This is a genomic window from Acinetobacter sp. CIP 102136, assembly GCF_000369685.1.
Taxonomy (GTDB): domain Bacteria; phylum Pseudomonadota; class Gammaproteobacteria; order Pseudomonadales; family Moraxellaceae; genus Acinetobacter; species Acinetobacter fasciculus.
The window spans coordinates 276214-301439 of record NZ_KB850140.1 but is presented as its reverse complement, the minus strand read 5'-3'; the positions used below and the strand labels follow the sequence as shown (position 1 = coordinate 301439).

The window sequence follows — 25226 nt, the reverse complement described above, 5'->3', positions numbered from 1 at the left end:
GGCGCTGATCTAAAATAAGGATAAAGGTATGGCAGCAGTAAAGAAAGGCCAGATGATGCCGATCTTCAGCTATGAAGGAATTGATCGTAAAGGGGCAAAGATCAAGGGGGAATTGCCAGCAAAAAATATGGCTCTGGCCAAGGTCACCCTTCGGAAACAAGGCATCAGCATCAAGACCATTCGGGAAAAGAAAAAAAATATCCTTGAAGGCTTGATGAAGAAAAAAGTCTCAACACTGGATATTACAATTTTTACCCGACAGTTGGCGACCATGATGAAAGCCGGGGTACCACTGGTACAAGGCTTTGAAATTGTCGCAGAAGGTCTGGAAAATCCGGCGATGCGTGAAGTTGTACTAGGAATTAAAGGTGAGGTTGAAGGCGGTAATACTTTTGCCGGAGCACTGCGCAAATATCCACAATATTTCGACAACCTATTCTGTTCACTGGTCGAATCTGGTGAACAATCTGGTGCTTTAGAAACCATGCTAGATCGCGTTGCGATTTACAAAGAAAAAAGCGAACTACTCATGCAAAAAATCAAAAAAGCCATGAAATATCCTGCTGCGGTGGTTGTAGTCGCCCTAATTGTTACCATCATTCTGATGGTCAAAGTGGTCCCGGTTTTCCAGGATTTATTCTCTTCATTTGGTGCGGACTTACCGGCTTTTACCAAAATGGTGGTCAATATGTCGGAATGGATGCAAAAGTATTGGTTCCTGCTGATTATCGCCATTGGGGCCGTGATTACCGCTTTTCTTGAAGCGAAAAAACGCAGCAAGAAATTCCGCGATTTTCTGGATAAGGCCGCACTCAAAGCCCCGATTTTTGGTGACCTGGTGTATAAAGCGATTATTGCACGTTATAGCCGCACTTTGGCCACGACTTTCGCAGCTGGTGTTCCCTTGATTGATGCACTGGAATCCACTGCCGGCGCTACCAATAACGTCGTGTATGAAGATGCCGTGATGAAAATCCGTGAAGATGTCGCCACAGGTCAACAACTACAGTTTGCCATGCGCGTGACCAACAAATTCCCATCCATGGCAGTACAAATGGTCGCGATTGGTGAAGAATCTGGTGCACTAGATGCCATGCTAGACAAAGTAGCCACACATTATGAAAATGAAGTCGACAATGCAGTTGACGGCTTAACCTCGATGATGGAACCGCTCATTATGGCTGTTCTCGGTGTGCTTGTCGGTGGTCTGGTGATTGCCATGTACCTTCCAATTTTCCAAATGGGTTCTGTGGTTTAATGCACGATTTTCTTCAATATTTTATTCAAAACCCAACGGCGTTGTATATCGCAGTTGGGCTTTTTAGTTTATGTATCGGCAGCTTTCTGAATGTCGTGATTTACCGCACTCCCAAGATGATGGAACAGGAATGGCGTACTGATTGCCAGATGTTCCTGCATCCGGAACAGCCGGTGATTGATGAAACTAAGTTAAGTTTAAGCAAACCCGCTTCAGCTTGCCCCAAGTGTCATCAGCCAATCCGCTGGTACCAGAATATTCCCGTCATTAGCTGGCTGGTCCTGCGCGGAAAATGTAGCAACTGCCAGAATCCGATCAGCATCCGTTATCCTTTGGTTGAAATTCTGACGGCAGTTTGTGCACTCCTTGTCGTAGCAGTATTTGGCCCTACCCTACAAATGCTGTTTGGCCTGATCCTGACTTATGTGCTGATCGCACTCACTTTTATTGATTTTGACACCCAGTTATTGCCTGACCGTTATACTTTACCCTTGGCCGCGCTAGGTTTGGGGGTAAATAGTTATGCACTTTATACCTTACCCGGTGCTGCCATCTGGGGCTATATTATTGGTTTCCTGTGTCTGTGGGTGGTGTATTATGCATTTAAAATCGTTACCGGCAAGGAAGGTATGGGCTATGGCGATTTTAAATTGCTTGCCGCCCTGGGTGCCTGGATGGGGCCTTTATTACTGCCTTTAATTGTGCTGCTGTCTTCTCTGGTTGGTGCGATTATCGGGATTATCCTACTGAAAGTCCGCAAGGAAAATCAGCCTTTTGCCTTTGGTCCCTATATCGCGATTGCCGGCTGGATTGCTTTTTTGTGGGGCGAGCAGATTATGAAAGTGTATTTAGGTCAATAAAGTGAAATTTATACTCGGATTAACCGGCGGGATTGGCAGTGGCAAGTCTGCTGCCAGTCAGTGGTTTGAAGCACAAGGGATCACGGTAGTCGATGCCGATGTGGTAGCGCGTGAAGTGGTCGAAATTGGGCAGCCTGCACTTACCCAGATCCAGCAGGCTTTTGGCGATTGGGTACTGCTTGCCGATGGCTCACTGAATCGTCGTGCCTTGCGTGAATATATCTTCCAGTCTCCTGAAGCACGCAAGACCCTGGAAAGTATTACCCATCCGGCAATTCGCACTTCCATTATCCAGCAACTACATGCTGCGCAAAGTCCCTATGCCATTCTGGTTTCACCACTTTTATTTGAAACCAATCAGCACGAACTCACTCAGCATACCTTACTGATTGATGCCACCATCGAACTGCAAATTGAGCGGGCCTCACAACGTGATGGCCAGAATATCGAACAAATTCGCAATATCATTGCCGCCCAAATGTCCTGCGAACAAAAGCAGACCATGGCCGATGATATTGTCCTAAATGATGGTCATCTGGATCATCTCTATGCTCATCTCAGACCATTACATCAAAAATATTTAAACATGGCAGCCAGCTGAAGCATAAAAAAAGCAGTCTGATTAAGACTGCTTTTTTTGTTCTGCTAATTTTCGGCTCAGACTGTCCTGATGCTGTAACCAGCGCCACGGCTGTAAGGCCCCGACGGCCATACCCATCAGGCCACACACCATGGCCAGACTTAAAGTTTCATTTAATAAAGGTACAGCCAGAATTGCCGCAATAAAAGGTGCAAGATTGGTAATACTGCCTGCCTTAAATGCACCAAGACGCTTGATGGCTTCTACATAGCTTAAAGTAGCAATAATCACCACAAATATGCCGTGAAAAATGGTCTGAAACAGTAAATGCTTGGGTTCAGGCACACTCAAATTTTTCGGTAAAAATAGCAGATAAATCGGCACATATATCACTGCCGACCAGATCGCGACACCACACATTGCCTGCCATGCAGTTAGCTGATATTTACGCAATAAAACAGTAAAAATCGCCCAAAGTATGGCACTGATAAAAAACAGCCCGTCCCCTGCCCCAAAGGCTACACCAGTTTCCCGATACATCAGCATACTCATGAGACATAGTACGACGATCATAATGATCAGGCTGGCCCAGGTATGTTTATCAAAAGCCTGCCCCATCAGAAAAAAAGCCATGATCGCGGTACAGATCGGAATACAGCCATTCAAGAAAATTGCAGCATGGGCGGTAGGTGCGTAGTGAAAAGCACTATAGGCAAACAGGCAATAAATCACCCCGCCAATCATAGCTAAAATAAAAGGCTCTTTTTTCAGTAAAAAAGCGGCCTCTTTACGATAAAGCAAGATCGGCATCAGAATCAGGAAGGCCAAAGAAAAACGCAAGGCCACAATATCCCAAGCACTGATCTGCCACAGCGCATTCAGGCGGGCTGTTAAAGTAAAACCGCCCCAGATGCACATGGTAACAACTAAAAAAACATAGCCTTGGGTACGGTCTGACAATGCCATCATCAATTAAAGGTTACGTTGACGGCAGGCTTCATACAGCGCCATGCCTGTAGCCACACTGACATTCAGACTTTGCAGATTACCTGCCATCGGAATATACACGGTCTGATCACATTGGCTTTGCGTAATTGGACGTAGGCCAGTATCTTCCGCACCCATCACGATACAGACGCCAGTACCGGTAAAATCAAAATTTTGAATCGGCAGCGCTTTTTCATCCAGCATAGTTCCGACAACACGAACATTAAAATCTTCTTTGATTTGACCCAAAGTACGCGCCAGATTGGTGACCTGAATGAATTTGACTTTGTCCGCACCACCTGCAGCCACTTTACGTGCAGTCGGGGTTAACGTTGCAGAACGATCACGTGGCGCAATCACTGCCTCAACGCCCATTGCAGCGGCTGTACGGATACAGGCACCGAGATTATGCGGATCGGTAATATGATCGAGGGCCAATAACAACGCTTGAGGATTCGCACTCAACAAGGATTCAAGATCTTTTTCATTCAGGGTTGGATGAGCACGAACTGCGGCTACGACCCCCTGATGAAACGGTTGCCCGGCCAGTTTCTCCAGTTTGTCACGGCTGGCTTGCTGCACACTGATCCCAAACGGTTCAGCCAGTTCCAGTACACGCTTTAAACGCTGATCATCGCGTCCTTTGAGAGTGAATAATGTCAAGACACGTTCAGGCTCAAGCTCTAACAATGACTCCACTGAATGTACGCCATAAAAATATTCAGGTTTTGCCATGAACGACCTCTAGATTAGTTATATACAAAAGAAAAATCCCGTAAAGCTGACTTCACAGGATTTCTATAGCTGATTAGTTTAACCGATTCGCACTGAAATTTCTTGCCCGGTTTACACTGATCTTGAATCTGGACTTAACCTTCAAAATGGCAGACATAGTCCAGCACATCATCGGTTTCGATTTTAAAACGGCTATTGCCCGGCACATAGAAAGACTGCCCCGCACGGAACAGCTCACTTTCTTCGCTATCGCCAATCTGAACACGGCATTCACCTGAAACAATTTCCATACGCTCAGGAACATGTGTTTCAAAGGTCAAGGCATTTTCTGATGGCAGAATGACACCCAAAGTTTTTTTGGTCCCGTCTTCAAATTGTACAATGTGGCTAATACACAACCCGCCGAAATATACATTAGATTTTTTAAGTACAGATACATGATCAAACTGAGCTGACATGCGATTTCTCCAGATAAAGCATTTTGTAATATTTTGATTGCTGTAGTTTAAATGTGCACCCTCAACTAATCAATCGAAGTTTGTCGGCGTCGATCAAATATTCTGTATCACCTGAACCCCTTCTATTTACAGCATGTTTTGGCCTGTATTTTGCTGATAGATAAACTTAAGTTTCGATCTGCACGCGCTCTTTTAAAAACAGGCTCAATTGAGTCTTTAATTTAAAGATTGGGGATGTCAAAAATATGAAAATCAGCAGTGCATTAACGGACTTCTGAGTCAGCTTCTTGCGAAAATACAGTGAAATAAGCATATATAAATCGCTAAAATTTAAGATAGAATGAAATTGATTCGTCCTGATTTATAATAATCACAGCCATGTTGCGACCCCAATCCGACATCAGGCTATTTCAATCAAACTTTTCGCAGCCCGGATGCGTTTATGCTGACACATTTAACTCTGATCAATTTTGCTTTAGCTGAACATCTTGCTATTGATATTGATAAAGGTTTTAACGTTTTAACCGGTGAAACCGGTGCAGGTAAATCCCTCTTACTGGATGCATTGTCTGCCTGTTTGGGTGAGCGAACCGATACCAATTATGTACGTTATGGCTCAGAAAAAGCCGATGTCACTGCCAGTTTCAGCTATCAGGAACACAGTCCTGAAGCCGCATGGTTAAAAGAACATGAGCTGGATGACGAATCAGGTGAAATTCATTTACGCCGGGTGATTTTTGCTACCGGCCGCAGCAAGGCCTGGATCAATGGACGTCCGAGCAGCCTGTCTGAACTGAAAGAAATTGGGCGTTTACTGGTACAACTCTATAGCCAGCATAGTCAGCAGCAACTTCTGGAACCGCCTTATCCGAAGCACTGGCTGGATCGTTATTATCATTTTTATGCGCCGGCTCAAGCAGTACGTGATGCGTATAGCACTTGGCAAAAAAATATTCGCCAGCATCAGGCAGCTTTGGATGCACAAGCGACACGCAAGCAGCGTCTGGAAACCCTTGAGCTGCAACTCGAAGAACTGGAAGAAATTGTTCAGACGGATTATCCTGAAATTGAACAGGAATTTGATCGGCTCTCGCATCATGAAGCCATTATGCAGGACTGTGTCTATAGCCTGAATGTGCTGGATGAAGCTGAACAGAATATCACTCAGGAACTGGCATCAATTATGCGTCGGGTTGAGTCGCATGCCGGACGCAGTGAACAGCTTTCCGGGATTTATACTTCCCTACTGAATGCTCAAAGCGAACTTGAAGATGCAGCAGCGAATTTACGCCAGTTTATGGATCGGCAGAGTTTTGATCCTGAACGCATGGAAGTACTGAATTCAACTTTAGAAATCTTCCATCGTCTGGCACGTAAATATCGTACCCAGCCAGAATTACTGAAAGAAGAATATGAAGCCTGGCAAAGTGAACTGGAACAGTTACATCAACTGGAAGATCCGGAAACACTGGCTGAACAGGTAGCAGTGTCTTATCAGGAATTTCTGGATAAAGCCCAACATCTGGATCAGATTCGCCGTGAAGCCGCAGCACCTTTGGCCAAGCAGCTCACTGAGCAGGTCAAACAGCTGGCACTGCCTGAAGCACGTTTTGAGTTTAAGTTTGAGCCTCTGGAACATCCATCTAGCGAAGGCCTGAGCTTTATCCAGCTACTTTTTACTGCCAATAAAGGCATTCCGGCACAGCCTTTGGCCCGGGTTGCATCAGGTGGTGAGCTTTCGCGTATTGCGTTGGTGATGCAAGTCATGAATGCGGAAAAAACCGAAGCGGAAGTGCTGGTCTTTGATGAAATTGATGTCGGGATCAGTGGTGGTACCGCAGAGATTGTCGGGCGTTTACTGGCCGATCTGGCCCAACATGTACAGATTCTGTGTATTACCCATCAGGCGCAGGTTGCAGCACAATCTGATCAGCACCTACTGGTGAAAAAACAGCAGACTGATCCTGCCAGCAGCACGATTATCAATCTTGAAGAAAATGAAATAATTCAGGAGCTTGCAAGAATGACAGGTGGTGTAGAGATTAGTGAAACCACCTTGCAACATGCCCGTCAGTTACGTCAGCTGAAATTTCAGCAGGCTTAAATATTTACAATCTGGACAAATAAAATTTGGTGAATCCAAGAAGCTCTAGTAACGTAGCTATTAGGATCATAGGATTTCTCTGCGAAGAAATTAATTTTAAGGAGAACTGCTCAGGTGACCAAACAGTTTCTGACACATCGTTGTCTGATTGCACCGCCGCATGCGAATGATGATTTTTTTGCCCAGACGGTCATTTATCTCGCACGGCATGATGAAGATGGTGCGCAAGGCATCATTATCAATCGACCTGCCGGCATTCAAATTAAAGAATTGCTGAATGATCTTGATATTGAAGCAGACAATGTCAATCCGCATGAAGTATTGCAAGGTGGTCCATTACGCCCTGAGGCCGGCTTTGTCCTGCATACCGGTCAGCCGACCTGGCATTCGTCTATTGCCGTAGGCGAGAATGTCTGTATTACCACATCGAAAGATATTCTGGATGCCATTGCGCATAATGAAGGCGTTGGTCGCTATCAGATTGCACTTGGCTATGCCAGCTGGGGCAAACACCAGCTGGAACAGGAAATTGCTCGTGGTGACTGGCTGATTTGTGATTCCGATATGGATCTGATTTTTAATTTACCTTATAACGACCGTTGGGACGCTGCCTATAAAAAAATGGGGGTAGACCGCAACTGGTTATCTTCCGAGATTGGACATGCCTGATGTAAACGCGCCACAAACCATTATGGCGTTTGATTTTGGTACACAAAAAATGGGAATGTCGGTCGGACAATCCCTGATTGCTAGTGCCAATCCCCTACCCTTATTTCCCATGAAAGATGGTATTCCCAACTGGGATGAACTACTCAAAATCGTGAAAAGCCATCAACCCAATTTATTTCTGGTCGGCTTACCATTGAATATGGATGATAGTGAATCGGAGCTGTCGACACGGGCGCGAAAATTTGCCCGCCGTTTACGTCATCAGACCAATATTGAAACCTGGATGGTGGATGAACGTTTGACCACCCGTGAAGCACGCGATGAACTGGATCATTACCAAGCTCAAGGTCGAGGCAAGAAACTCTCTGCGGACAGTATTGCGGCTGCCTTGTTGATTGAAAGCTGGTATCGCCATCCTGCCGGAATCACGCCTTAATCTGTTTTTAAATTTTTTTAAATCAGCATCCTTTAGGGTGCTTTTTTACACTCCAAAATGCTTCTTAAGGATAAAAATAACGAAAAGTCAGATTAATTCTCGGTGTTAAAACTTTGCTGGTTTTGCTGATACTGTGCTTCCAGTGCTGCTGCGTCGCGCTACGCATCACAATCAGTTGTCCACTGTGTAACAGCACATCGACTTTATCGCTGTGAATTTTATGCTTAAAGCTCATTTTACGGGTAGCTCCCAGACTTAGAGAAGCGATGACATTTTCCCGAGAGGTACCTGTATATAACGCCGGCTCATCATCACTATGCCAGCCCAAGCCTTGGGAACCATCTTCATACAAATTGGCCAGACAGGAATTAAAGGGATGACCGACCAGAATTTCAATATGCTGCTTTAAACGGAATAATCCGGGTGTCCATACCTGAGCTTGTTTGAGCGTACCAGAATAACGATACTGATAATGTTCATCGCCATACCAGACCACCTGGCGACCTGTGACATGGTGCTTGCCAAATAAATGCACTTCATCATGTTGCCAGGCCAGCTGACTGAGAAAATGCTGTAGATACTGCTGGCTTTGTTCCTGATCCAAAATCAGGCCATAATCCTCCACTACCCCATCAAAAGGTAATACATTGGCTTGCGGCTGGGGTGCAAATAAATCGAGAGTCATATCAATTCAATCCAGTATCCACATGAAAATACTGACATTCGACCTAAAGGATTACAACTGCTCTTCACAAATGACTACAACATTTATGCTTGTGGCTAGCCTAATTCCTGCCTAGACTGAATTCAACTTTCACAATAAAAATAATCCTTTTATGAACTTATGGCAGCTGTTTCAGAAACTTCGTCCCTTTGTTCAGCCTTACCGGTTGCTGGTGATTGCCACGCTGATTCTGACCCTGATTGGCTCATTCACCGCACAGGTCAATGCCATTACCTTGCAATATGCGGTCGACAGCATCAATTCGCTACTCGAAACCGGTCAAGGACTGGAACAAGGCTGGCATATTCTGATCACGATTTCGGCGATTTTGCTCGGCAAAGAAATTATCAATGCCTTTGTCCAGTTCGGGCAGAAGTTCTATGGAGAGAAACTGCGGATTTTTGTCTCTCAGGATCTGGCCCAAGGGATTATTGAAAAATTTTTAAAATATCGGCTGGAATTTTTTAATCAGGAAAATAACCAGGCCGGTAAATTACAGACCCGGATTGACCGTGGCATTGGCTCACTGACCCGTCTGGTGCAAATTTTCTTTATTGATATTTTACCGTTATTTACCAGTGCCATTGTGGCTTTGGGGCTAATGTACTATGCCAATGTGTATGTCGGTCTGGTCGCGACTGCTATTGTTCCTATCTATTTCTGGCTGACCTATAAGCAGGCACAAAAACTCGGGGGCTGGCGCCGCAGTCTTCGCGATGGTCGGGAGAGAAAAAGTCAGGGCATTCTCAGTATCATCAACTCGATTACCGTGATTAAGTCTTTTAACCGCGAATCGATTGAATCGGAAAAGCAGCTCGGTTTACAGCGTGAACTGACCGACAATCAGATGAAAACCCGCCAGACCAGTTTCCTGTTTGATGGCCTGAAAACTTTTCTGGAACAGATCGGGATTGTACTGATCATTATTTTAACCTCCTACTTTGTGCTGGATGGCCAGATGAGTATCGGTATGATCATGTTTCATGTGCTGCTATTTAATAATGTCTCTGCCCCAATTCGATCCCTGCACCGGATTTATGATGAAGTGAATGATGCCATGATCTATTCAGAAAGCTTTTTCAAAATTCTGGAGGCCGATGATGAAATTGAACAAAGCGGTCAGCAGAAACCGATTGTCCAAGGCAAATTTGAACTGAGTGGCGTGAATTTTTATTATCCAAACGGCCACCATGCCCTGAAAGATATTGATATGGAAATTCGCCCCAATAAAATTACCGCCTTGGTGGGCTTATCGGGTGCCGGAAAATCTACCCTCATCAGTTTGCTGGATAAATTTTATGAACCACAGCAAGGTCAGATCAAACTGGATGGCATTGACCTGAAAGATTATGACACCCAATATCTACGCGATCATATTGGTCTGGTCTTACAAAAAAATCATATTTTTCAGGGCACCATCTTTGACAATATCCGTTATGGTAAAACTACTGCCTCAATGGAGGATGTAATTGAGGCAGCAGAAAAAGCCTCGATTCATGAGCAGATTTTACAGTTACCGGATGGTTATGATAACGATGCCTTGATGCTGTCTGGCGGCCAGCAGCAACGGATTGCCTTGGCACGGATGTTCCTGAAAAATCCACCGATTATTTTTCTAGATGAACCGACGGCGAGTCTAGATGCAATTGCCACGGAACAGATTAAACACAGTCTGGACCAGATCAAGCAAGGCCGTACCGTGATCATCATTTCGCATAGCCTGTCGCAGATTATTGATGCGGATTATACTTACGTGATGAAAGAAGGAACGATTGCTGAGCATGGCGAGCACGACCAGCTTTATCATCAGCAAGGCGTGTATAAGGAAATCTTTGATGCGATGGCCAAAAGCCTGAATATTGAAAAAATTGCCAAAACTTTTGAAGATGATGCCGAGGAAGAAACTCATAGTTAGCTTCTCTATCTCAATAAAGAAACCTCCGGTACGGAGGTTTTTTTATTTTAATTTTTTAAGATTTAACGCTGAACTTTCTGTTCAATTTCTTCAACACTGGTATGACGCACATCAAAACCTTTGACCATATAGATCACCTGTTCCGAAATATTCCGGGCATGATCGCCAATTCTTTCGAGTGAACGCAGCACCCACAATACATTGATGACACGACTGATATGCCGTGGGTCTTCAATCATATAAGTCATAAGCGTACGTGTGGCTGACTGATATTCACGGTCAATATCCGCATCCGCCAACATGACCTTCAAAGCTTGATCTACATCCAGACGCGCAAAAGCATCCAGTGCATCATGAATCATCACCCGCACCTGGTTGCCAATATGCCGGGTTTCCATATAACCGCGTGGTGAGCTACCCTCTTCACACAAGCTTTGTGCAATTCGGCCTATTTTCGAGGCTTCATCGCCAATCCGTTCCAGATCGGTATTGGCCTTGGACATGGCAAGCACCATACGTAAATCAATCGCGGCAGGATGACGGCGCGCCAGAATCAGGGTCAGCGCTTCATCAATATCTCGTTCCATCTGATTGACGACATTATCTTGAAACTGCACATCTACTGCCATTGAGACATCTGTGTCCAATAGGGCATGAATGGCATTAGCTACCTGCTGTTCTACCAGTCCGCCCATCGTCATGAATTTGGTATTTACGTCCTGCAGTTCTTCATTAAATTGCGAAGAAATGTGATGACTTAATACAGGATTATTTGGACACAAGGAAAGCTACTCCTGAACGATAGAGGACAATGATCAATAATAAATCATATTAAAGCATATCCATGATGAAAGTTTGATGACAATAGTAGCCTCATAGAGGCTGAGGCGAATCATATTCAATCAGCCAGGCATTCAGCTCTGCCAGTTCCTTTTCGGTTAACTGCCCGACCGAGGCCTGCAATTGCAGCACATGCAACAGATAATCATATTTGGCATTCAAATAATCGGTCTTGGCAGAAAAGGCATTACGCTGTGCCAGCAACACATCGACCATGGTTTTTAAGCCTTCCTGATATTGGGCTCTGGACGCTTGTGAGACAATTTCCGAAGAGTCCATCGCGGCTTTACGTGCATTCAGTTTGGCCTGATCGGTTTCTACCTGCATAAAGGACTGTTTCACATCGGTATTGGCTTTACGGATAGCCGCATCCAGTTGCGCTTCACTTTTTTGCACATTAACGCCGGCCTGACGGATACTTTTTTGCGTGCGTCCACCGCTAAATACATTCCAGTTCACCTCCACCCCAATCTGGTCGAAATCTCCATTGCTGGACATGATCGTAGCCGGACTTTGCTTTAAATAGCCATAGGTTCCGACCACTTCGACCTGCGGATAGAGCGCAGCCTGTTCGACCCGTTTGGCATCTTCAGAATAGCGCTTTTGCAGACGCGCTTGCAGAATATTCAGATTTTGGCTTTGTGCTAATTCGGTCCAGGACTGCATATCACTTGGAACCGGTTTCTGGAACTGGAAATCGTTGCGTAATACCGCCAGATTTTCCTGATAAGGGCCGATTAACTGTGCCAGCTGTTCTTGGGCCAGTACCAGCTGAACTTGAGTCGAAATCCGGTTGGCTTGGGCACTTTGATACTGGGCATTGGCTTCACTGACCTCACTACGCGCCACCAAACCTTCTTTCAGCTTAGCATTCATCATGCGTAACTGTTCAGACAGCGCCTGCTCTTCCTGTAAATAAGCCGTAGTCAAAGACTGCTGCCGCAAGACATTAAAATAGGCTTCGGCCACCTGTAAAATATGCTGCTGTTTTTGCAGACGCAGATTGACTTCACTGAGTTCGACCGAGGTCTTGACCTGCTTATAACCTTGCCAGGCATCCCAGCGAAATAAAGGTTGGCGTGCGGTTAAGGCCACCTGACGGCTGGTTGTACTGGAACTTTGCAACTCACCAAATTCAGCAGGCAAACCTTCAGACTCTGAGTTGTTGACGGACTGGTTTTTACGGGTCACATTTCCAGATAAAGTCACGGTCGGCAGCAAATTTCCGCTGGCAATCCCCAGATTGAGCTGATCAGATTGGTACTGCAACACATTCGCCTGCCAATTTGGATCATTTTGCTGGGCGCGTGCATACGCTTCTTGTAAATCCAGGGCAAAAATCGCCGGACTAATTAATAGCAATAAACAGGCCATGACACTGCGTTTTAATTTCATTTTATAGTGTTAACCCCTAACAGCCATTCAGATCAAAAAATTCTGGCGCTTTAAGCTAAGCCATACTAAAGAGATCTCTTGAATTTTTACGTATGATTTTTATTAATTTTTTAATATAAAGATCAATTTTTATCCATCATTAATTCAATTTTCTGGCTCCCATACCGGCAATGTAACAAAGCAATTCACAATACTAAACATAGTATTTTAGTTTGATCTATACAATATCTCCCAGTAAGGCCGTTATTTTCTGAATTCACCTATATATACAGAGTCCTGAAGCATAGTGTTAATGCCATTCCCGTCGATATTCAAAGCCTGTGTGCTTGCTGGTAGCGTGCTGCTTCTTGGGGGCTGCCAACAGCCCTCAGATCCACAGATCCAGGTCGAACAGACTGAGGCGAAGCAAACGCAAAGTCCAGTCAGTGACTTTAGCCTCATGTGCCAGAATATTGAAAAAAATATGTCCCAGATTAATGACCAGCGCACGACGTTTGCGCTGGAGCAGATTAATCAGGATCTTAAAGTGTGCCTGCCGTTGATGGACTTGGCGGAGCAGAAGCAACTGATGCAGCGCTCTACCGAAATGTATCAGCGCTTTTTAAAGGTGGATCGCACCGAATTTCAGCAACGCGCCTTTGAGCAGTATGCACTGGAAATGGCGCAGCATCCCACCATTCAGCATGCGCATTTTCAACAGCTCACCTCACGTGACCAGTATCTGTTAAAACACAAGGGGCAGGCTTATGTAGAACTGCTGGATCTGGGGGATGGCACTTTACATTATCGCCGCAGTCCGGAATATCTGGCGCGTATTTTTGCCCCTTATTTACCGGCCGCTGAAAAAGCCTTTATTGAAAATCTGGCGGAACAGAATATGGAACCGGTGCTGGTGGAAAAACGCCTGCAGATTGAAGCCACTGATATTGCAGCCCGCAGTCTGCTTTGGGAAGACTATCTCAAGACTTATCCGAATAGCAGTTATAAACGCGATGCTGAATATCTGCTGAAGCAATATACCTATTTCCTGTTTAGAGGTACCGAGCAATCCCCGGTGTCGGAAGATTATCGCGATCGTTATGCTGTGGATACCAGTCATCTGGAAACTATTATTGGACTATCAAACGGCCAGAAATCAACGCTGTCCACACAGGCACGCCTGTTTCTGGAATTTCTGGACATGACTCCGGAACAGCGCCAACAAGTCTTGCCTGCCGATTATAGAAACCGCTCGGAAGCAGAACAGATTCTGTACTATGCCCAGATCAGCCCGCCCTCACAAAAATATGATAAAGACTGCTTTACCGATGCCATCTGTATCTAGTTGGGATCAGTTTCACCTTCAATCAATATCGCCATGTCTAAATCAATCCTCGTTTAAAGTTGAGCGATTTAGACCTGTTTATTCTGCCTAAACTGAGCTAAGCTTTAGCCTCGCTTGACGGAGCGCGAGTAATGCCTCGCTGAGATCATGTGATTCCTTTTATCGTTATCAGGAATTGAGCATGAGTACCGTTGAACCTGATCAGGTTAATACCTGCGTAGGAATCAAGCCAGCTAAAAACCCAGCCCTTGCTTTATCTGTTCAGGATAAATCTGCCTACGTTTTTGGTCGTGCTTGATTCGTTGATGTCATCATAAGGATCATAGCCATGAACCAGTTAACGAATCTTTCTTCTGAAACCACTCTCTCCGCTCATGAACAGGAAGCACGCGATTTAACGCGAATTCTGCCTGCCTCACGTAAAGTCTATCTGCAAGGCTCCCGTCCTGATATTCAGGTACCGATGCGGGAGATTTCCTTAAGTGAAACCCCGACCAGTCTGGGCGGTGAACATAATCCGCCATTAATGGTCTATGACACGTCTGGTGTTTATACTGACCCCGATGTGACGATTGACCTGAACAAAGGTCTGCCGAATATTCGTGAAAGCTGGATTGAGCAGCGCAACGATAGTGAAATTCTGGATCAGCTCAGTTCTGAATTTGGCCGCCAGCGTTTACGCGATATCCGTACCGCTGCGATCCGTTTCGCGCATATTCAAAAACCACGCAAAGCCAAATGCGGCCGCAACATCACCCAGATGCATTATGCCAAGCAAGGCATTATCACACCGGAAATGGAATACATTGCCATTCGTGAAAACCTACGTCAACTCGATGGTGTCGATATGCGCCAGCATCCGGGCCAGAATTTTGGTGCAAAAAACCTGACTGAAATTACGCCAGAATTTGTGCGTCAGGAAGTCGCCGCCGGCCGCGCGATTATTCCGGCCAATATCAATCATCCGGAACTGGAACCGATGATCATCGGGCGTAATTTTTTGGTCAAAATCAATGCCAATATTGGTAATTCTGCACTCGGTTCAAGTATCGAAGAAGAAGTCTCGAAAATGACCTGGGCGACGCGCTGGGGTGCAGACACAATCATGGACCTCTCGACCGGCCAGAATATTCATGAAACCCGTGAATGGATTATCCGCAACTCTCCTGTACCAATTGGAACCGTACCGATCTATCAGGCACTGGAAAAAGTCAATGGTGTGGCCGAAGACCTGACCTGGGAGATCTTTAAAGACACCCTGATTGAACAGGCTGAACAAGGTGTGGACTATTTCACCATTCATGCCGGCGTGCTTTTAAGATATGTACCGCTGACTGCCAACCGTTTGACCGGTATCGTATCGCGTGGCGGTTCGATCATGGCGCAGTGGTGTCTGGCACATCATCAGGAAAACTTCTTGTATACCCATTTCGATGAAATCTGCGAGATCATGAAAGCTTATGACGTATCGTTTAGTCTCGGCGATGGCCTACGTCCGGGCTGTGTGCAGGATGCCAATGACGAAGCGCAATTTGCCGAACTTCGAACTTTGGGCGAACTGACCCACCGTGCCTGGGAGCATGATGTTCAGGTGATGATTGAAGGCCCGGGCCATGTCCCGATGCATATGATCAAGGAAAATATGGATCTGCAACTGGAAGTCTGTAAAGAAGCACCCTTTTATACCTTGGGGCCACTCACCACCGATATCGCACCGGGTTATGACCATATTACTTCGGCAATAGGAGCCGCGATGATTGGCTGGTACGGCACCGCAATGCTGTGTTATGTGACGCCTAAAGAGCATCTCGGTTTACCCAATAAAAAGGATGTCAAAGACGGCATTATTACCTACAAGATTGCCGCACATGCAGCCGATCTGGCCAAAGGTCATCCGGGTGCGCAAGCCCGGGATAATGCCCTGTCCAAGGCGCGTTTTGAGTTCCGCTGGGAAGACCAGTTTAACTTGAGTCTGGATCCGGACACGGCGCGCAGCATGCATGATGAAACCATGCCGAAAGCCGCGCATAAATCCGCGCACTTTTGTTCCATGTGCGGACCAAAGTTCTGTTCAATGAAGATTAGCCAGAATGTTCGTGATTATGCCAGTCAACAGGCCAATCCTGATCAGCCGGCAAGCTCTCAGGCCGAAATTGAAGCCGGCATGAATCAGATGAAAGCCAGCTTCCACAACTCTGGTCAAAATTTATACCACAAACTATAAAACTGTAAAAAAAACAGTTGTCTTCAAAAAAAACTCAGATAGGATGAAAATAAATCAATTCATTCTATCTGAGCATATGAATATTATTAAACAGGCCTCTTATAATAAAAAAGACTTTAGCGTAGAGGCACGTGAGTTCTTGTACCAGGGATTTATTCAGGTAGAAAAAGTCAGCCTGAAACACCGTTTATTTAATCAGGAAAGCTCAACCCCTATTTTGCAACGTGAGCTGATTCATCGGCCAGAAGCAGCGGGTGTGCTGATGTACAATCATCAACAGCAGAAATTCGGCCTGATCGAACAGTTCCGGATTGGCGGACTGGATGATATCGACTCTCCTTGGCAACTCGAAGTAATTGCTGGCGTTCTGGATGGCGATGAAGCGCCTGAAACATGCATCCGTCGCGAAGCACTCGAAGAATCAGGCTGTACCCTGGATGAGCTGCAGCACATTTTCAGCTTCTATCCGTCCGCCGGGGCATGTTCCGAATTATTTCATTTATATGTGGCGCAGACCGAATTGCCTGAACAGGGCGGTATTTTTGGCATGCCGGATGAAGGTGAAAATATCCAGCTGCATATTCTGGATTATGCTGATATTCCGTCCTTGCTCACGAATGGTCGCTTAAGAAATGCACCTGTCATTATGGCCTTGCAATGGTTGCAACAACATATTCATACTGCAGGAATATGTCTAAGGGGAAAGACATGAGTTTTCAGCAGTCAAGCATAAACACACAGCCAGATTGGACCATTATCCAGATTTCTGATACCCATTTGATGGATCGGGAAGAGCTGGAATTTGCCCGGATGAATCCCGAGCAGAGTTTTCACGAGGTGATGCAGCAGATCCAACAGCGCTTTCCCCAAATGGATGCACTGATTCATACCGGTGATCTGGCACAGGTGCCGGTCGAGCAGACTTATCAACGCTATTTAGCATTTGTCCAGTCTTTAAACGTGCCGTATTATCAGATTCCAGGTAACCATGACGATTCTCGGGTGTTCCCTTTTCACCAGCATGCGAATCAGGTACATGCCATTCATTTTGGCACCTGGACCATGATCCTGTTAAATAGTGCCGTTCAAGGCAAGATCGATGGCTGGGTGGAACAAGCTCAACTCGATCAATTGGACCAATTATTGCTTGAATTTAAGCATCAGCATGTCATTGTCGCTTGCCATCATCATCCTTTTGCGATGAAATCGTACTGGATTGATCAGCACCGGCTGAAAAATGCTGAAGATTTAAAAGATGTACTGGCTCGGCATCATAATATCAAGCTGGTTCTGTTTGGTCATGTGCATCAGGATTCCTGCAACGAATGGCATGGCATCTACTTTTTATCCACGCCATCGACCAGTGTGCAGTTTAAACCTAAAAGTGAAGATTTCGCGCTAGATCAGGCGGCACCAGGTTATCGTGTATTACATTTGCAACAAAATGGTGAGTTTGATACCTATATTGAACGGGTGGCATTGAGCCAGCAAAATATTAATACCGAAATTTCAGGTTATTAACTTTTCAATTTGTTTTTTTTGCATTACTTTATTGCAACCAAAGGAAATGTGATATGCATAGTCCAGACATCAAAGACTATCAATAAGCATAAAAAGTCTATATGATGACGGCCCCCATAGGAGGATAATCTTTCTACAGGGTGGATAAAAAACTGCATATCACCATATTTTTTGCGTAGCAATCATACGCATAGATGAGGAATGCCCTAAATGGCGAATGACAACCAAAATCAAGTCTTAGACAATCAAACTGATGTTGTAGAAGAGAAAGCTGCAAAGCGCGTACGCAAATCTAAGCCTAAAACGACTGACGGTGGTTCTACTGCTAGCTTATTTGGTATTGAACCTTATCAACCTAAAAAAAATGAAGAATACATGTCTGAAGGTCAGCTTCAGCATTTCCGCCAAATCTTGCTGGCTTGGAAAGCTGAGTTGATGTCAGAAGTGGATCGTACCCTCAATACGATGCAAGACGAAAATACTGCTCTTCCAGATGTGAATGACCGTGCGACTCAGGAAGAAGAGTTTGCGATTGAGTTACGTACCCGTGACCGTGAACGTAAACTGATTCGTAAAATCGAACAGTCGATCGAAGCAATCCAGAATGATGACTATGGTTTCTGTGAAACTTGTGGTATCGAGATTGGCTTGCGTCGTTTAGAAGCACGTCCAACGGCTACTTTATGTATTGACTGCAAAACCCTTGCAGAGATCAAAGAGAAGCAAAATAACGGTTAAGTATGTCTGTAAATAATCCTCCCCTAACCCCTCCTTTAAAAAAGGAGGGGGACAACAGGATGGCTTATGTGGGCCGGTTCGCGCCATCGCCAACCGGCCCTTTGCATTTTGGCTCCCTCATTACCGCAGTTGCCAGTTACTGCGATGCCAAAGCCAATCAAGGCACATGGCTGGTCCGGATTGAAGACACCGATATTCCCCGCATTTATCCCGGCAGCGAAGAGCATATCCTGCGTGCCATGGATGCCTTTCAGCTTGAACCTGATGCCGAAATCATTTTCCAGAAAGACCGTTTAGATATTTACGAAGGTGTCATTCAGCAATTACGTCAGCAAGGTCTGGTTTATGCCTGCCAATGCACCCGTAAAATGCTCGGTTCCAATCATATCTATCAGGATACCTGCCGCGACTTGGGTCTGGCTTTTGAACATCAGGCTATTCGTTTAAAAATTGAAGATGTTGAAATCTGTTTTGAAGACCGGCTACAAGGTCGGCACTGTTCAGAACTGAAAAAAGATCTGGGCGATTTTGTCTTAAAACGTCGTGATGGCATTATCAATTACCAGCTGGCAGTAGTAGTCGATGACTATTTGCAAGGCATGACTCATGTGGTACGTGGGGCTGATCTTTTAGATAATACCGAACGGCAAATCTATCTGGGACAGTTACTCGGTTATCCGCGTCTGAGCTATATGCATCTACCGCTGGCAATGAATGATCAGGGGCAAAAACTGTCAAAACAGAATCTGGCCCAAGCACTGGATTTAACTCAGGCACCCCAATTATTAAAACAGGCACTTCAGGCTTTGCATCAGGCTGAAGTTGATTTGGACACTCCCGATCGGATGCTACAACAGGCGGTAGTACAATGGGACATTGAGCGGATTCCACATACAACTGAGCTACAAGGTCACTATTTATAAAAACAGCTTTTCACTTAAGCTAGACTTCTAGAATGAAAAATTGATAGGAAGAAGAGTATGTTTTTTATTTTTGGCGTCGGCCCTAAAACCAAAACAATTGAGAAAAGCCAGTTTCTGTGTCCGGTCTGCCGTACTCGTTCGGGCTATGAGCTAAAACAGCAGCGTAATTATTTTTCTTTATTTTTTATACCCTTGATTCCACTTTCCAAGCCTAAATCTGCTTTTGTGACCTGTTCCAATTGTGGAACCGCAATGCCGAGCACGGTACTGGACCATGCTCAGCCAGAGCCAGGACGAAACTCCAATCTAGAAGCTTGATTCTTCGCGGCTTGGATTGACCTGACGCGTGGTCGAATCAATTTTCAGAATCAGACTGATCATGACCGCACAGATAATCAGGGATGAACCGCCATAACTAATAAATGGCAAGGTCAAACCCTTGGTCGGCAACATGCCCATATTCATACCGGCATTCACCAGAATCTGTAACAGGAAAATGATACTGATGCCATAAGCCAGATAGCCGGCACGCAAATATTGATGCTGCAAGGCGCGGTGTCCAATGCGAATACAGCAAACCAGCATGGTGAAGGACAAGATCAGGATGGTTGAAATGCCTAAAAAGCCAAATTCTTCACCCAAAATTGCCAGCATGAAATCGGTATGCGCCTCAGGCAAATAAGACATTTTCTGGATACTATGTCCCAAGCCTACCCCTGCCCATTCCCCACGGCCAAAGGCCATAAGGGCATTAGAGAGCTGATAACCGGTGCCTAAGGGATCTTCCCAAGGATTCGAAAAAGACAGCAGACGTTGCAGACGATACGGTTCCAACAGAATCGCGGCAGCAAATGCGCCGACCAAGGTCATAAAAGCCACACCGAACTGAATCCACGGCGCACCCGCCAGAAAGAACACGCCAAGCATGGTTAAGGTAATTACCACGGTTGCACCCAAGTCAGGCTCGAGAATAATCAAACCGACGGTAGCACCCATGATGGCACTTAAACGGACCAGACCCTTGATATTATTCCGTACTTCTTCCGCACGGCGCACCACGTAGTCTGCAGTAAAAATTGCCATCATCACTTTGGCGACTTCCGAAGCCTGTAAGGTAAAGCCTGCGATCCGAATCCAGCGTTTGGAACCATTGACTTCCGTCCCGACAAATAGCACGGCCACCAAAAGTACGATGGTAATAATCCACAAAAAGAAAGTGTTATTAAACCAGACTTTTAAGGGGATTTTATAAGCCAGAAAAGCTGCTACGGCAGCGACAAAAATCGAAATCCCATGTCGGCTAATATAGTGAAACGGATTTTCATGCATACGTTCTGCATAGGGCATCGAGGCCGATGCCACCATGATCGAACCAATGCAGAGCAAAGCCAACACACAGAAAATCAATACATTCCGTGGATTCACTTCAGCAGGTATTCTAGGTATCCACTGCGTATAAAATTGATTTAATTTATTGATCGTAGTCTGAGCAAACCCAGCCATATCACGAATCCTTGTTATTCTTAATTGAGTTCATTCACATACGCAACAAACTTGCGACCACGCTCAGGATAACCCGAGAACATATCAAAACTTGCGCATGCAGGAGACAATAGCACGACATCATGTGCCTGAGTGTGCTTTTGGCAGATTTCTACTGCCTGCTGCAAGCTGTCCGCATGAATCAGTTCAGTCGTACCCGCAATCGCTGCTTCAATGACGGGACGATCTTCACCGATTAATACCGCTACTTTGGCATATTTGCTTAATGATTCACGCAAGGCTTTAAAGTCCTGCCCTTTGCCCTGACCACCGAGAATAATCGCGACCTTACCGCCTTGAGCTTCAATCGCTATCCCTAAACCGTCCAGCGCCGCCAAGGTTGCACCGATATTAGTGCCTTTAGAGTCGTTATAATAACGTACGCCTTGCACTTCTTTAACGAATTCACAGCGATGTTCCAGACCTTTAAAGGTCTTTAAGGTATTCAACATGCTTTCCAGTGGCAGGCCAATCGCTTCACCCAGTGCCAGACAGGCTAAGGCATTGGCAACATTATGCGTGCCCTGCATATACATCTCGGTACTTTTCAGCAGACGCTCACGACCACGCGCCAGCCAGATGCTGCCATCCGTATCCTTGAGAATACCGTACTGGTTCATATCCGGTGCATTTAGACCAAAGCTTTGTATCGGTGTTACGTCTGGCACCAGAGGACGGGTCAAAGAGTCATCACGGTTATAGACGACTTTTTTTACACCCTGGAAAATCCGGTGTTTCGCCGTGTGATAACCCATCATATCGCCATGACGATCTAGATGATCTTCACTCATGTTCAACACCACCGCGACTTCAGCTGCCAGATTTGAGGTGGTTTCCAGCTGAAAACTGGACAGCTCGAGTATATACAGCTCAGGATCGTCTTTAGTCAGGTCTAGCGCAGGACGGCCTAAGTTACCACCGACAGCGACTTTTTTACCTGCATCTGCTGCCATTAAACCAATCAAGGTAGTCACGGTACTTTTGGCATTAGAACCGGTAATCGCCACAATAGGCTTATCCGTAGCACGGCGTAAAATCTGGATTTCACTGACCACCGGAATACCCTTGTTAATCGCTGCCTGAATTTCAGGAAGTTTAGGATCAAGCCCCGGGCTGATCACGATTTCTTCTGCAGACAGCAACAGCTCGGCATCAAACTGACCAAAACTGGTCTGAACCTCAGCGGGTATCTGGTCATGTCCGGGCGGGTTAGCTCTAGAATCTGTTACTGCAACGCGGTAGCCCTGACTATGCAAGAAATTGACTGCTGCAACACCTGATATTCCGAGTCCTGCAACGACTTTTAACCCACCACGTTGTATTAACATTTTCGCCCCATATTTTGGTCTATTTTGAAACTGACGAAATGGTAGCACTTTGCTGTTTTGAATGCCTTTTCTGATTGGCTTTTCTGCACATTTTTTTGTGTCCATGCGTAAAAAAACCGTCATGATCATGACGGTTTTTAAAATTCAGCCAGAAAAGGAAATTATTTCCATTTCACCGCTTGTTGGGCTGGCTTTTCTTCTGAACTTTTTTCTGAAACCGGACAGGCACAGTTGCCACCACAGCCTGCAGCCATACCCGGTTGCAGCCATTTGGCCAGACGCTTCCAGCCCTTGGCTGCACAGGCATCAGACAGCTTCTGGAAGACTGAGTTAGAGGTGTTCGGAAACACCTTTTTGAATACGACCAGCATGCTCCAAAGCACCAGTGCTGCCACAATGAAAATTTCAATCATCTCAATCTCCCATACATATACAATGCAGCACACTCAATTGGCCAAGGCCAAACTGAGATTTAGCCCAAATAATATGAAGCAATTTGATAAGTCAGGAATGACATGAAATATGCCAGACCAAACAGGTAAATGGTCATGATACTGACAGTTTTCCAGGAACCCGTTTCACGTTTCACCGTTGCCAGGGTCGCCAGACAGTGTGGTGCATAAATAAACCACACCAGCAAAGACAAACCTGTCGCCACTGACCAGCCCAGATCACCTCCACCGCTGATCAGCGCAGCCAGACCTTCAGACATCGCATCTTCATCAACTGCCGACATCGCATAGACTGTGCCCAGTGCTGCAACGACCACTTCACGCGCTGCCATCGCCGGAATCAGGGCAATACAGATCTGCCAGTTAAAACCGAGGGGTGCAAAGATCGGTTGCATCAGATGACCGAGCATCCCTGCCAATGAATAATCAATGGCCGGCAGGGTTGCACCTTCTGGTGGCTGCGGGAACGTACACAGGAACCACAGCACAATCGATAAGGCGAAGATGATGCCGCCGACACGTTTCAAGAAGATTTTGCCGCGATCCAATAAGCCGATCCAGACGTTCTTCAAGTCCGGAAAACGGTAGCTTGGCAGTTCCATCAGCAGCATGTGCTGTGATTTATCTTTGTGGAAGAATTTCAACACAAAAGACACCAGCAAGGCACTTACGATACCTGCCATATAAAGACCGAAGAGCACCAGACCTTGCAGATTCAGGAAGCCCCAGACAGTTTGTGCGGGTACAAATGCCGCAATCAGCAAGGCATAAACCGGCAAACGCGCCGAACAGGTCATTAAAGGTGCAACAAAAATCGTGGTTAAACGATCTCGTGGATCACTAATGGTCCGCGATGCCATAATGCCGGGAATGGCACAGGCAAAGCTGGACAATAACGGAATAAAGGCACGTCCTGACAAACCGGCTTTAAACATCAGTTTATCGAGCAAGAATGCTGCACGCGGTAAATAACCCGATTCTTCCAGTACCAGAATAAAGAAGAACAAAATCAGAATTTGTGGCAGGAATACGACTACTCCGCCTGCACCGGCAATAATCCCATCTACCACCAGACTATTCAGCAAGGGATGCGAAATATATTCGCCGAGGAACTCACCCAACCAGCCGAAGAAGGATTCAATCCCATCCATAAACGGCGCAGCCCAGGCAAATACCGCCTGGAAAATCACGAACATCATCACGGCCAGACTAATTAAGCCCAGTACCGGATGCAGAAAAATCTTATCGAGGAAATCGGTACGTTTATCTTCCTGATCGACGAAATTGACCACGTCATTCAGAATGTTTTCCACGCGCTGGTGACTGTCGCCTTTCAAGCCGCTGAGTTCGGTCTGGGGTACAGAATACTTGCCTTGATCCAGGGCGTTTTTCAGGTTTTCAATGCCTGAACTGCGCACAGCCACCGTTTCTACCACAGGTACGCCCAGTCGCTCAGACAGCTTCTGAGTATTGATCTGCATGCCACGCCGGCGTGCTTCATCCATCATGTTCAGCACGACCAGCACTGGACGACCCAGCGCAATCATTTCCAGCACCAGACCCAAATGCAATTTCAGATTGGTGGCATCTACCACACACAAAAATGCATCCTGCTCCTGCTCTTCCGCAATTTTACCTTGTACCACATTGCGGGTGATTTCTTCATCCGGACTGGTCGCATCCAGACTATAGGTTCCCGGCAAATCCAGTACCCGTACCGCTTTGCCTGAGGCAAGCTGAAACGTACCGACTTTACGTTCAACCGTCACACCCGCATAGTTACCGACTTTTTGGCGTGTTCCGGTTAAATGGTTGAATAATGAAGTTTTACCGCAGTTAGGGTTACCGACAAGGGCAATACGTAATGTATCACTCATGCCGACACCGCCTGTTCGATTTCAATTTTGGCTGCTTCTGATTTACGCAAAGCAAAACGTGTGAATCCAACTTGAATCAAAATGGGATCTCCACCAAAAATACCTTTAGTAATGACCTGTACCTTTGTACCTGGTACAAAGCCTAAAGTTTCCAAACGACTCGCGACGACATCGTGTAGAGCACTTTCACCATCAGTTGTTCGACTCACTTTTCGAATGATGGCAATTTGTTTTGCTTTTAAATCAGACAAACGCACCGTGAAATTCCTAAACTATTTTGTACAGTATACAAACAAATGAGAATAATTAACAAATAAGATTAATTACATTTCGATT

Annotated in this window: 25 protein-coding genes and 1 riboswitch; of the genes, 14 read left to right on the top strand and 11 right to left on the bottom strand. The window is 45.8% G+C overall.

Annotation, left to right across the window (positions count from 1 at the left end; translation table 11 throughout):
• The first annotated feature begins 28 nt into the window (after positions 1-28).
• From F893_RS01620 to coaE, 3 genes are read left to right on the top strand one after another with little or no spacing between them, the layout of a single operon-like run.
• The gene (locus tag F893_RS01620) at positions 29-1258 is read left to right on the top strand and encodes a type II secretion system F family protein (RefSeq protein WP_005249702.1); all 1230 of its coding nucleotides are present in this window, start codon (positions 29-31) and stop codon (positions 1256-1258) included.
• Positions 1258-2118, top strand: coding sequence for a prepilin peptidase (locus tag F893_RS01615; protein WP_004281094.1), 861 nt, complete (start codon positions 1258-1260; stop codon positions 2116-2118). The genes F893_RS01620 and F893_RS01615 overlap by 1 nt, the downstream gene beginning before the upstream one ends.
• Before the next feature lies 1 nt (position 2119).
• On the top strand, positions 2120-2719 hold the full coding sequence (coaE, locus tag F893_RS01610) for a dephospho-CoA kinase (RefSeq protein ID WP_005249701.1): 600 nt from the start codon (positions 2120-2122) through the stop codon (positions 2717-2719).
• Between the two features lie 21 nt (positions 2720-2740).
• Here coaE and F893_RS01605 read toward each other — a convergent pair whose 3' ends face one another.
• The 3 genes from F893_RS01605 to F893_RS01595 all read right to left on the bottom strand — a co-directional run bounded on the left by F893_RS01605 (position 2741) and on the right by F893_RS01595 (position 4878).
• The gene (locus tag F893_RS01605; protein ID WP_004644926.1) at positions 2741-3664 is read right to left on the bottom strand and encodes a DMT family transporter; all 924 of its coding nucleotides are present in this window, start codon (positions 3662-3664) and stop codon (positions 2741-2743) included.
• A gap of 6 nt (positions 3665-3670) precedes the next feature.
• Positions 3671-4420 carry a 23S rRNA (guanosine(2251)-2'-O)-methyltransferase RlmB gene (gene rlmB, locus F893_RS01600; RefSeq protein WP_004281091.1) on the bottom strand — a complete coding sequence of 250 codons (750 nt, stop codon included), beginning with the start codon at positions 4418-4420 and terminating at the stop codon, positions 3671-3673.
• A gap of 134 nt (positions 4421-4554) precedes the next feature.
• Entirely contained in the window at positions 4555-4878 is a 324-nt protein-coding gene (locus F893_RS01595; RefSeq protein WP_004281089.1) for a pyrimidine/purine nucleoside phosphorylase, read from the bottom strand.
• A gap of 442 nt (positions 4879-5320) precedes the next feature.
• Between F893_RS01595 and recN the strand changes: the two genes are divergently transcribed.
• The 3 genes from recN to ruvX all read left to right on the top strand — a co-directional run bounded on the left by recN (position 5321) and on the right by ruvX (position 8087).
• Positions 5321-6982 (top strand): DNA repair protein RecN, encoded by a 1662-nt coding sequence (gene recN / locus F893_RS01590; protein ID WP_004644925.1) that lies wholly within the window; start codon positions 5321-5323, stop codon positions 6980-6982.
• 114 nt (positions 6983-7096) lie between these two features.
• Positions 7097-7651, top strand: coding sequence for a YqgE/AlgH family protein (locus F893_RS01585; protein ID WP_004281085.1), 555 nt, complete (start codon positions 7097-7099; stop codon positions 7649-7651).
• The gene (ruvX, locus tag F893_RS01580) at positions 7644-8087 is read left to right on the top strand and encodes a Holliday junction resolvase RuvX (RefSeq protein WP_004281083.1); all 444 of its coding nucleotides are present in this window, start codon (positions 7644-7646) and stop codon (positions 8085-8087) included. Before F893_RS01585 ends, ruvX begins: the two co-directional genes overlap by 8 nt.
• A gap of 64 nt (positions 8088-8151) precedes the next feature.
• Here the strand turns inward: ruvX and F893_RS01575 are convergent, their stop codons facing one another.
• Complete coding sequence (locus F893_RS01575) at positions 8152-8772, bottom strand: alpha-ketoglutarate-dependent dioxygenase AlkB family protein (RefSeq protein WP_005249700.1); 621 nt, start codon at positions 8770-8772, stop codon at positions 8152-8154.
• 151 nt (positions 8773-8923) lie between these two features.
• Here F893_RS01575 and F893_RS01570 point away from each other — a divergent pair, with 151 nt between their 5' ends.
• Complete coding sequence (locus tag F893_RS01570; RefSeq protein ID WP_004281080.1) at positions 8924-10726, top strand: ABC transporter ATP-binding protein; 1803 nt, start codon at positions 8924-8926, stop codon at positions 10724-10726.
• Positions 10727-10788: 62 nt separating this feature from the next.
• On the opposite strand, the gene phoU is transcribed toward F893_RS01570, so the two are convergent.
• Positions 10789-11508 (bottom strand): phosphate signaling complex protein PhoU, encoded by a 720-nt coding sequence (gene phoU, locus F893_RS01565; protein WP_004281079.1) that lies wholly within the window; start codon positions 11506-11508, stop codon positions 10789-10791.
• A gap of 91 nt (positions 11509-11599) precedes the next feature.
• Positions 11600-12961, bottom strand: a complete 1362-nt coding sequence (locus F893_RS01560) for a multidrug efflux outer membrane protein AbuO (RefSeq protein ID WP_004281078.1) — start codon at positions 12959-12961, stop codon at positions 11600-11602.
• 292 nt (positions 12962-13253) lie between these two features.
• Here F893_RS01560 and F893_RS01555 point away from each other — a divergent pair, with 292 nt between their 5' ends.
• From F893_RS01555 to F893_RS01525, 7 genes are all read left to right on the top strand, one after another.
• On the top strand, positions 13254-14285 hold the full coding sequence (locus F893_RS01555) for a hypothetical protein (protein ID WP_004644924.1): 1032 nt from the start codon (positions 13254-13256) through the stop codon (positions 14283-14285).
• A gap of 108 nt (positions 14286-14393) precedes the next feature.
• Positions 14394-14526, top strand: a riboswitch (TPP riboswitch).
• An 87-nt stretch (positions 14527-14613) separates the two neighbouring features.
• Positions 14614-16509, top strand: coding sequence for a phosphomethylpyrimidine synthase ThiC (gene thiC, locus F893_RS01550; protein ID WP_004281076.1), 1896 nt, complete (start codon positions 14614-14616; stop codon positions 16507-16509).
• Between the two features lie 76 nt (positions 16510-16585).
• Positions 16586-17221: an NUDIX domain-containing protein gene (locus F893_RS01545; protein WP_004281075.1), complete on the top strand. Its 636-nt coding sequence runs from the start codon at positions 16586-16588 to the stop codon at positions 17219-17221.
• A complete protein-coding gene (locus tag F893_RS01540) occupies positions 17218-18030 on the top strand; it encodes a metallophosphoesterase (protein ID WP_004281073.1) in 813 nt (270 codons plus the stop codon). The genes F893_RS01545 and F893_RS01540 overlap by 4 nt, the downstream gene beginning before the upstream one ends.
• A gap of 210 nt (positions 18031-18240) precedes the next feature.
• The gene (gene dksA / locus F893_RS01535; RefSeq protein ID WP_004281072.1) at positions 18241-18768 is read left to right on the top strand and encodes an RNA polymerase-binding protein DksA; all 528 of its coding nucleotides are present in this window, start codon (positions 18241-18243) and stop codon (positions 18766-18768) included.
• 2 nt (positions 18769-18770) lie between these two features.
• Positions 18771-19691, top strand: coding sequence for a tRNA glutamyl-Q(34) synthetase GluQRS (gluQRS, locus tag F893_RS01530; protein WP_051064665.1), 921 nt, complete (start codon positions 18771-18773; stop codon positions 19689-19691).
• Positions 19692-19748: 57 nt separating this feature from the next.
• Positions 19749-20009 carry a zinc ribbon domain-containing protein gene (locus F893_RS01525; RefSeq protein ID WP_004281070.1) on the top strand — a complete coding sequence of 87 codons (261 nt, stop codon included), beginning with the start codon at positions 19749-19751 and terminating at the stop codon, positions 20007-20009.
• Here F893_RS01525 and ftsW read toward each other — a convergent pair.
• The 5 genes from ftsW to F893_RS01500 all read right to left on the bottom strand — a co-directional run bounded on the left by ftsW (position 19998) and on the right by F893_RS01500 (position 25147).
• Complete coding sequence (ftsW, locus tag F893_RS01520; protein WP_004281069.1) at positions 19998-21194, bottom strand: putative lipid II flippase FtsW; 1197 nt, start codon at positions 21192-21194, stop codon at positions 19998-20000. The two genes, F893_RS01525 and ftsW, sit on opposite strands and share 12 nt — an antisense overlap.
• 20 nt (positions 21195-21214) lie before the next feature.
• On the bottom strand, positions 21215-22561 hold the full coding sequence (murD, locus tag F893_RS01515) for a UDP-N-acetylmuramoyl-L-alanine--D-glutamate ligase (protein WP_034435770.1): 1347 nt from the start codon (positions 22559-22561) through the stop codon (positions 21215-21217).
• 161 nt (positions 22562-22722) lie between these two features.
• Entirely contained in the window at positions 22723-22974 is a 252-nt protein-coding gene (locus F893_RS01510; RefSeq protein WP_005249694.1) for a DUF6587 family protein, read from the bottom strand.
• 59 nt (positions 22975-23033) lie between these two features.
• Complete coding sequence (feoB, locus tag F893_RS01505; RefSeq protein ID WP_005249693.1) at positions 23034-24890, bottom strand: ferrous iron transporter B; 1857 nt, start codon at positions 24888-24890, stop codon at positions 23034-23036.
• The gene (locus F893_RS01500; protein WP_004281065.1) at positions 24887-25147 is read right to left on the bottom strand and encodes a FeoA family protein; all 261 of its coding nucleotides are present in this window, start codon (positions 25145-25147) and stop codon (positions 24887-24889) included. The genes feoB and F893_RS01500 overlap by 4 nt, the downstream gene beginning before the upstream one ends.
• Positions 25148-25226 lie beyond the last annotated feature (79 nt).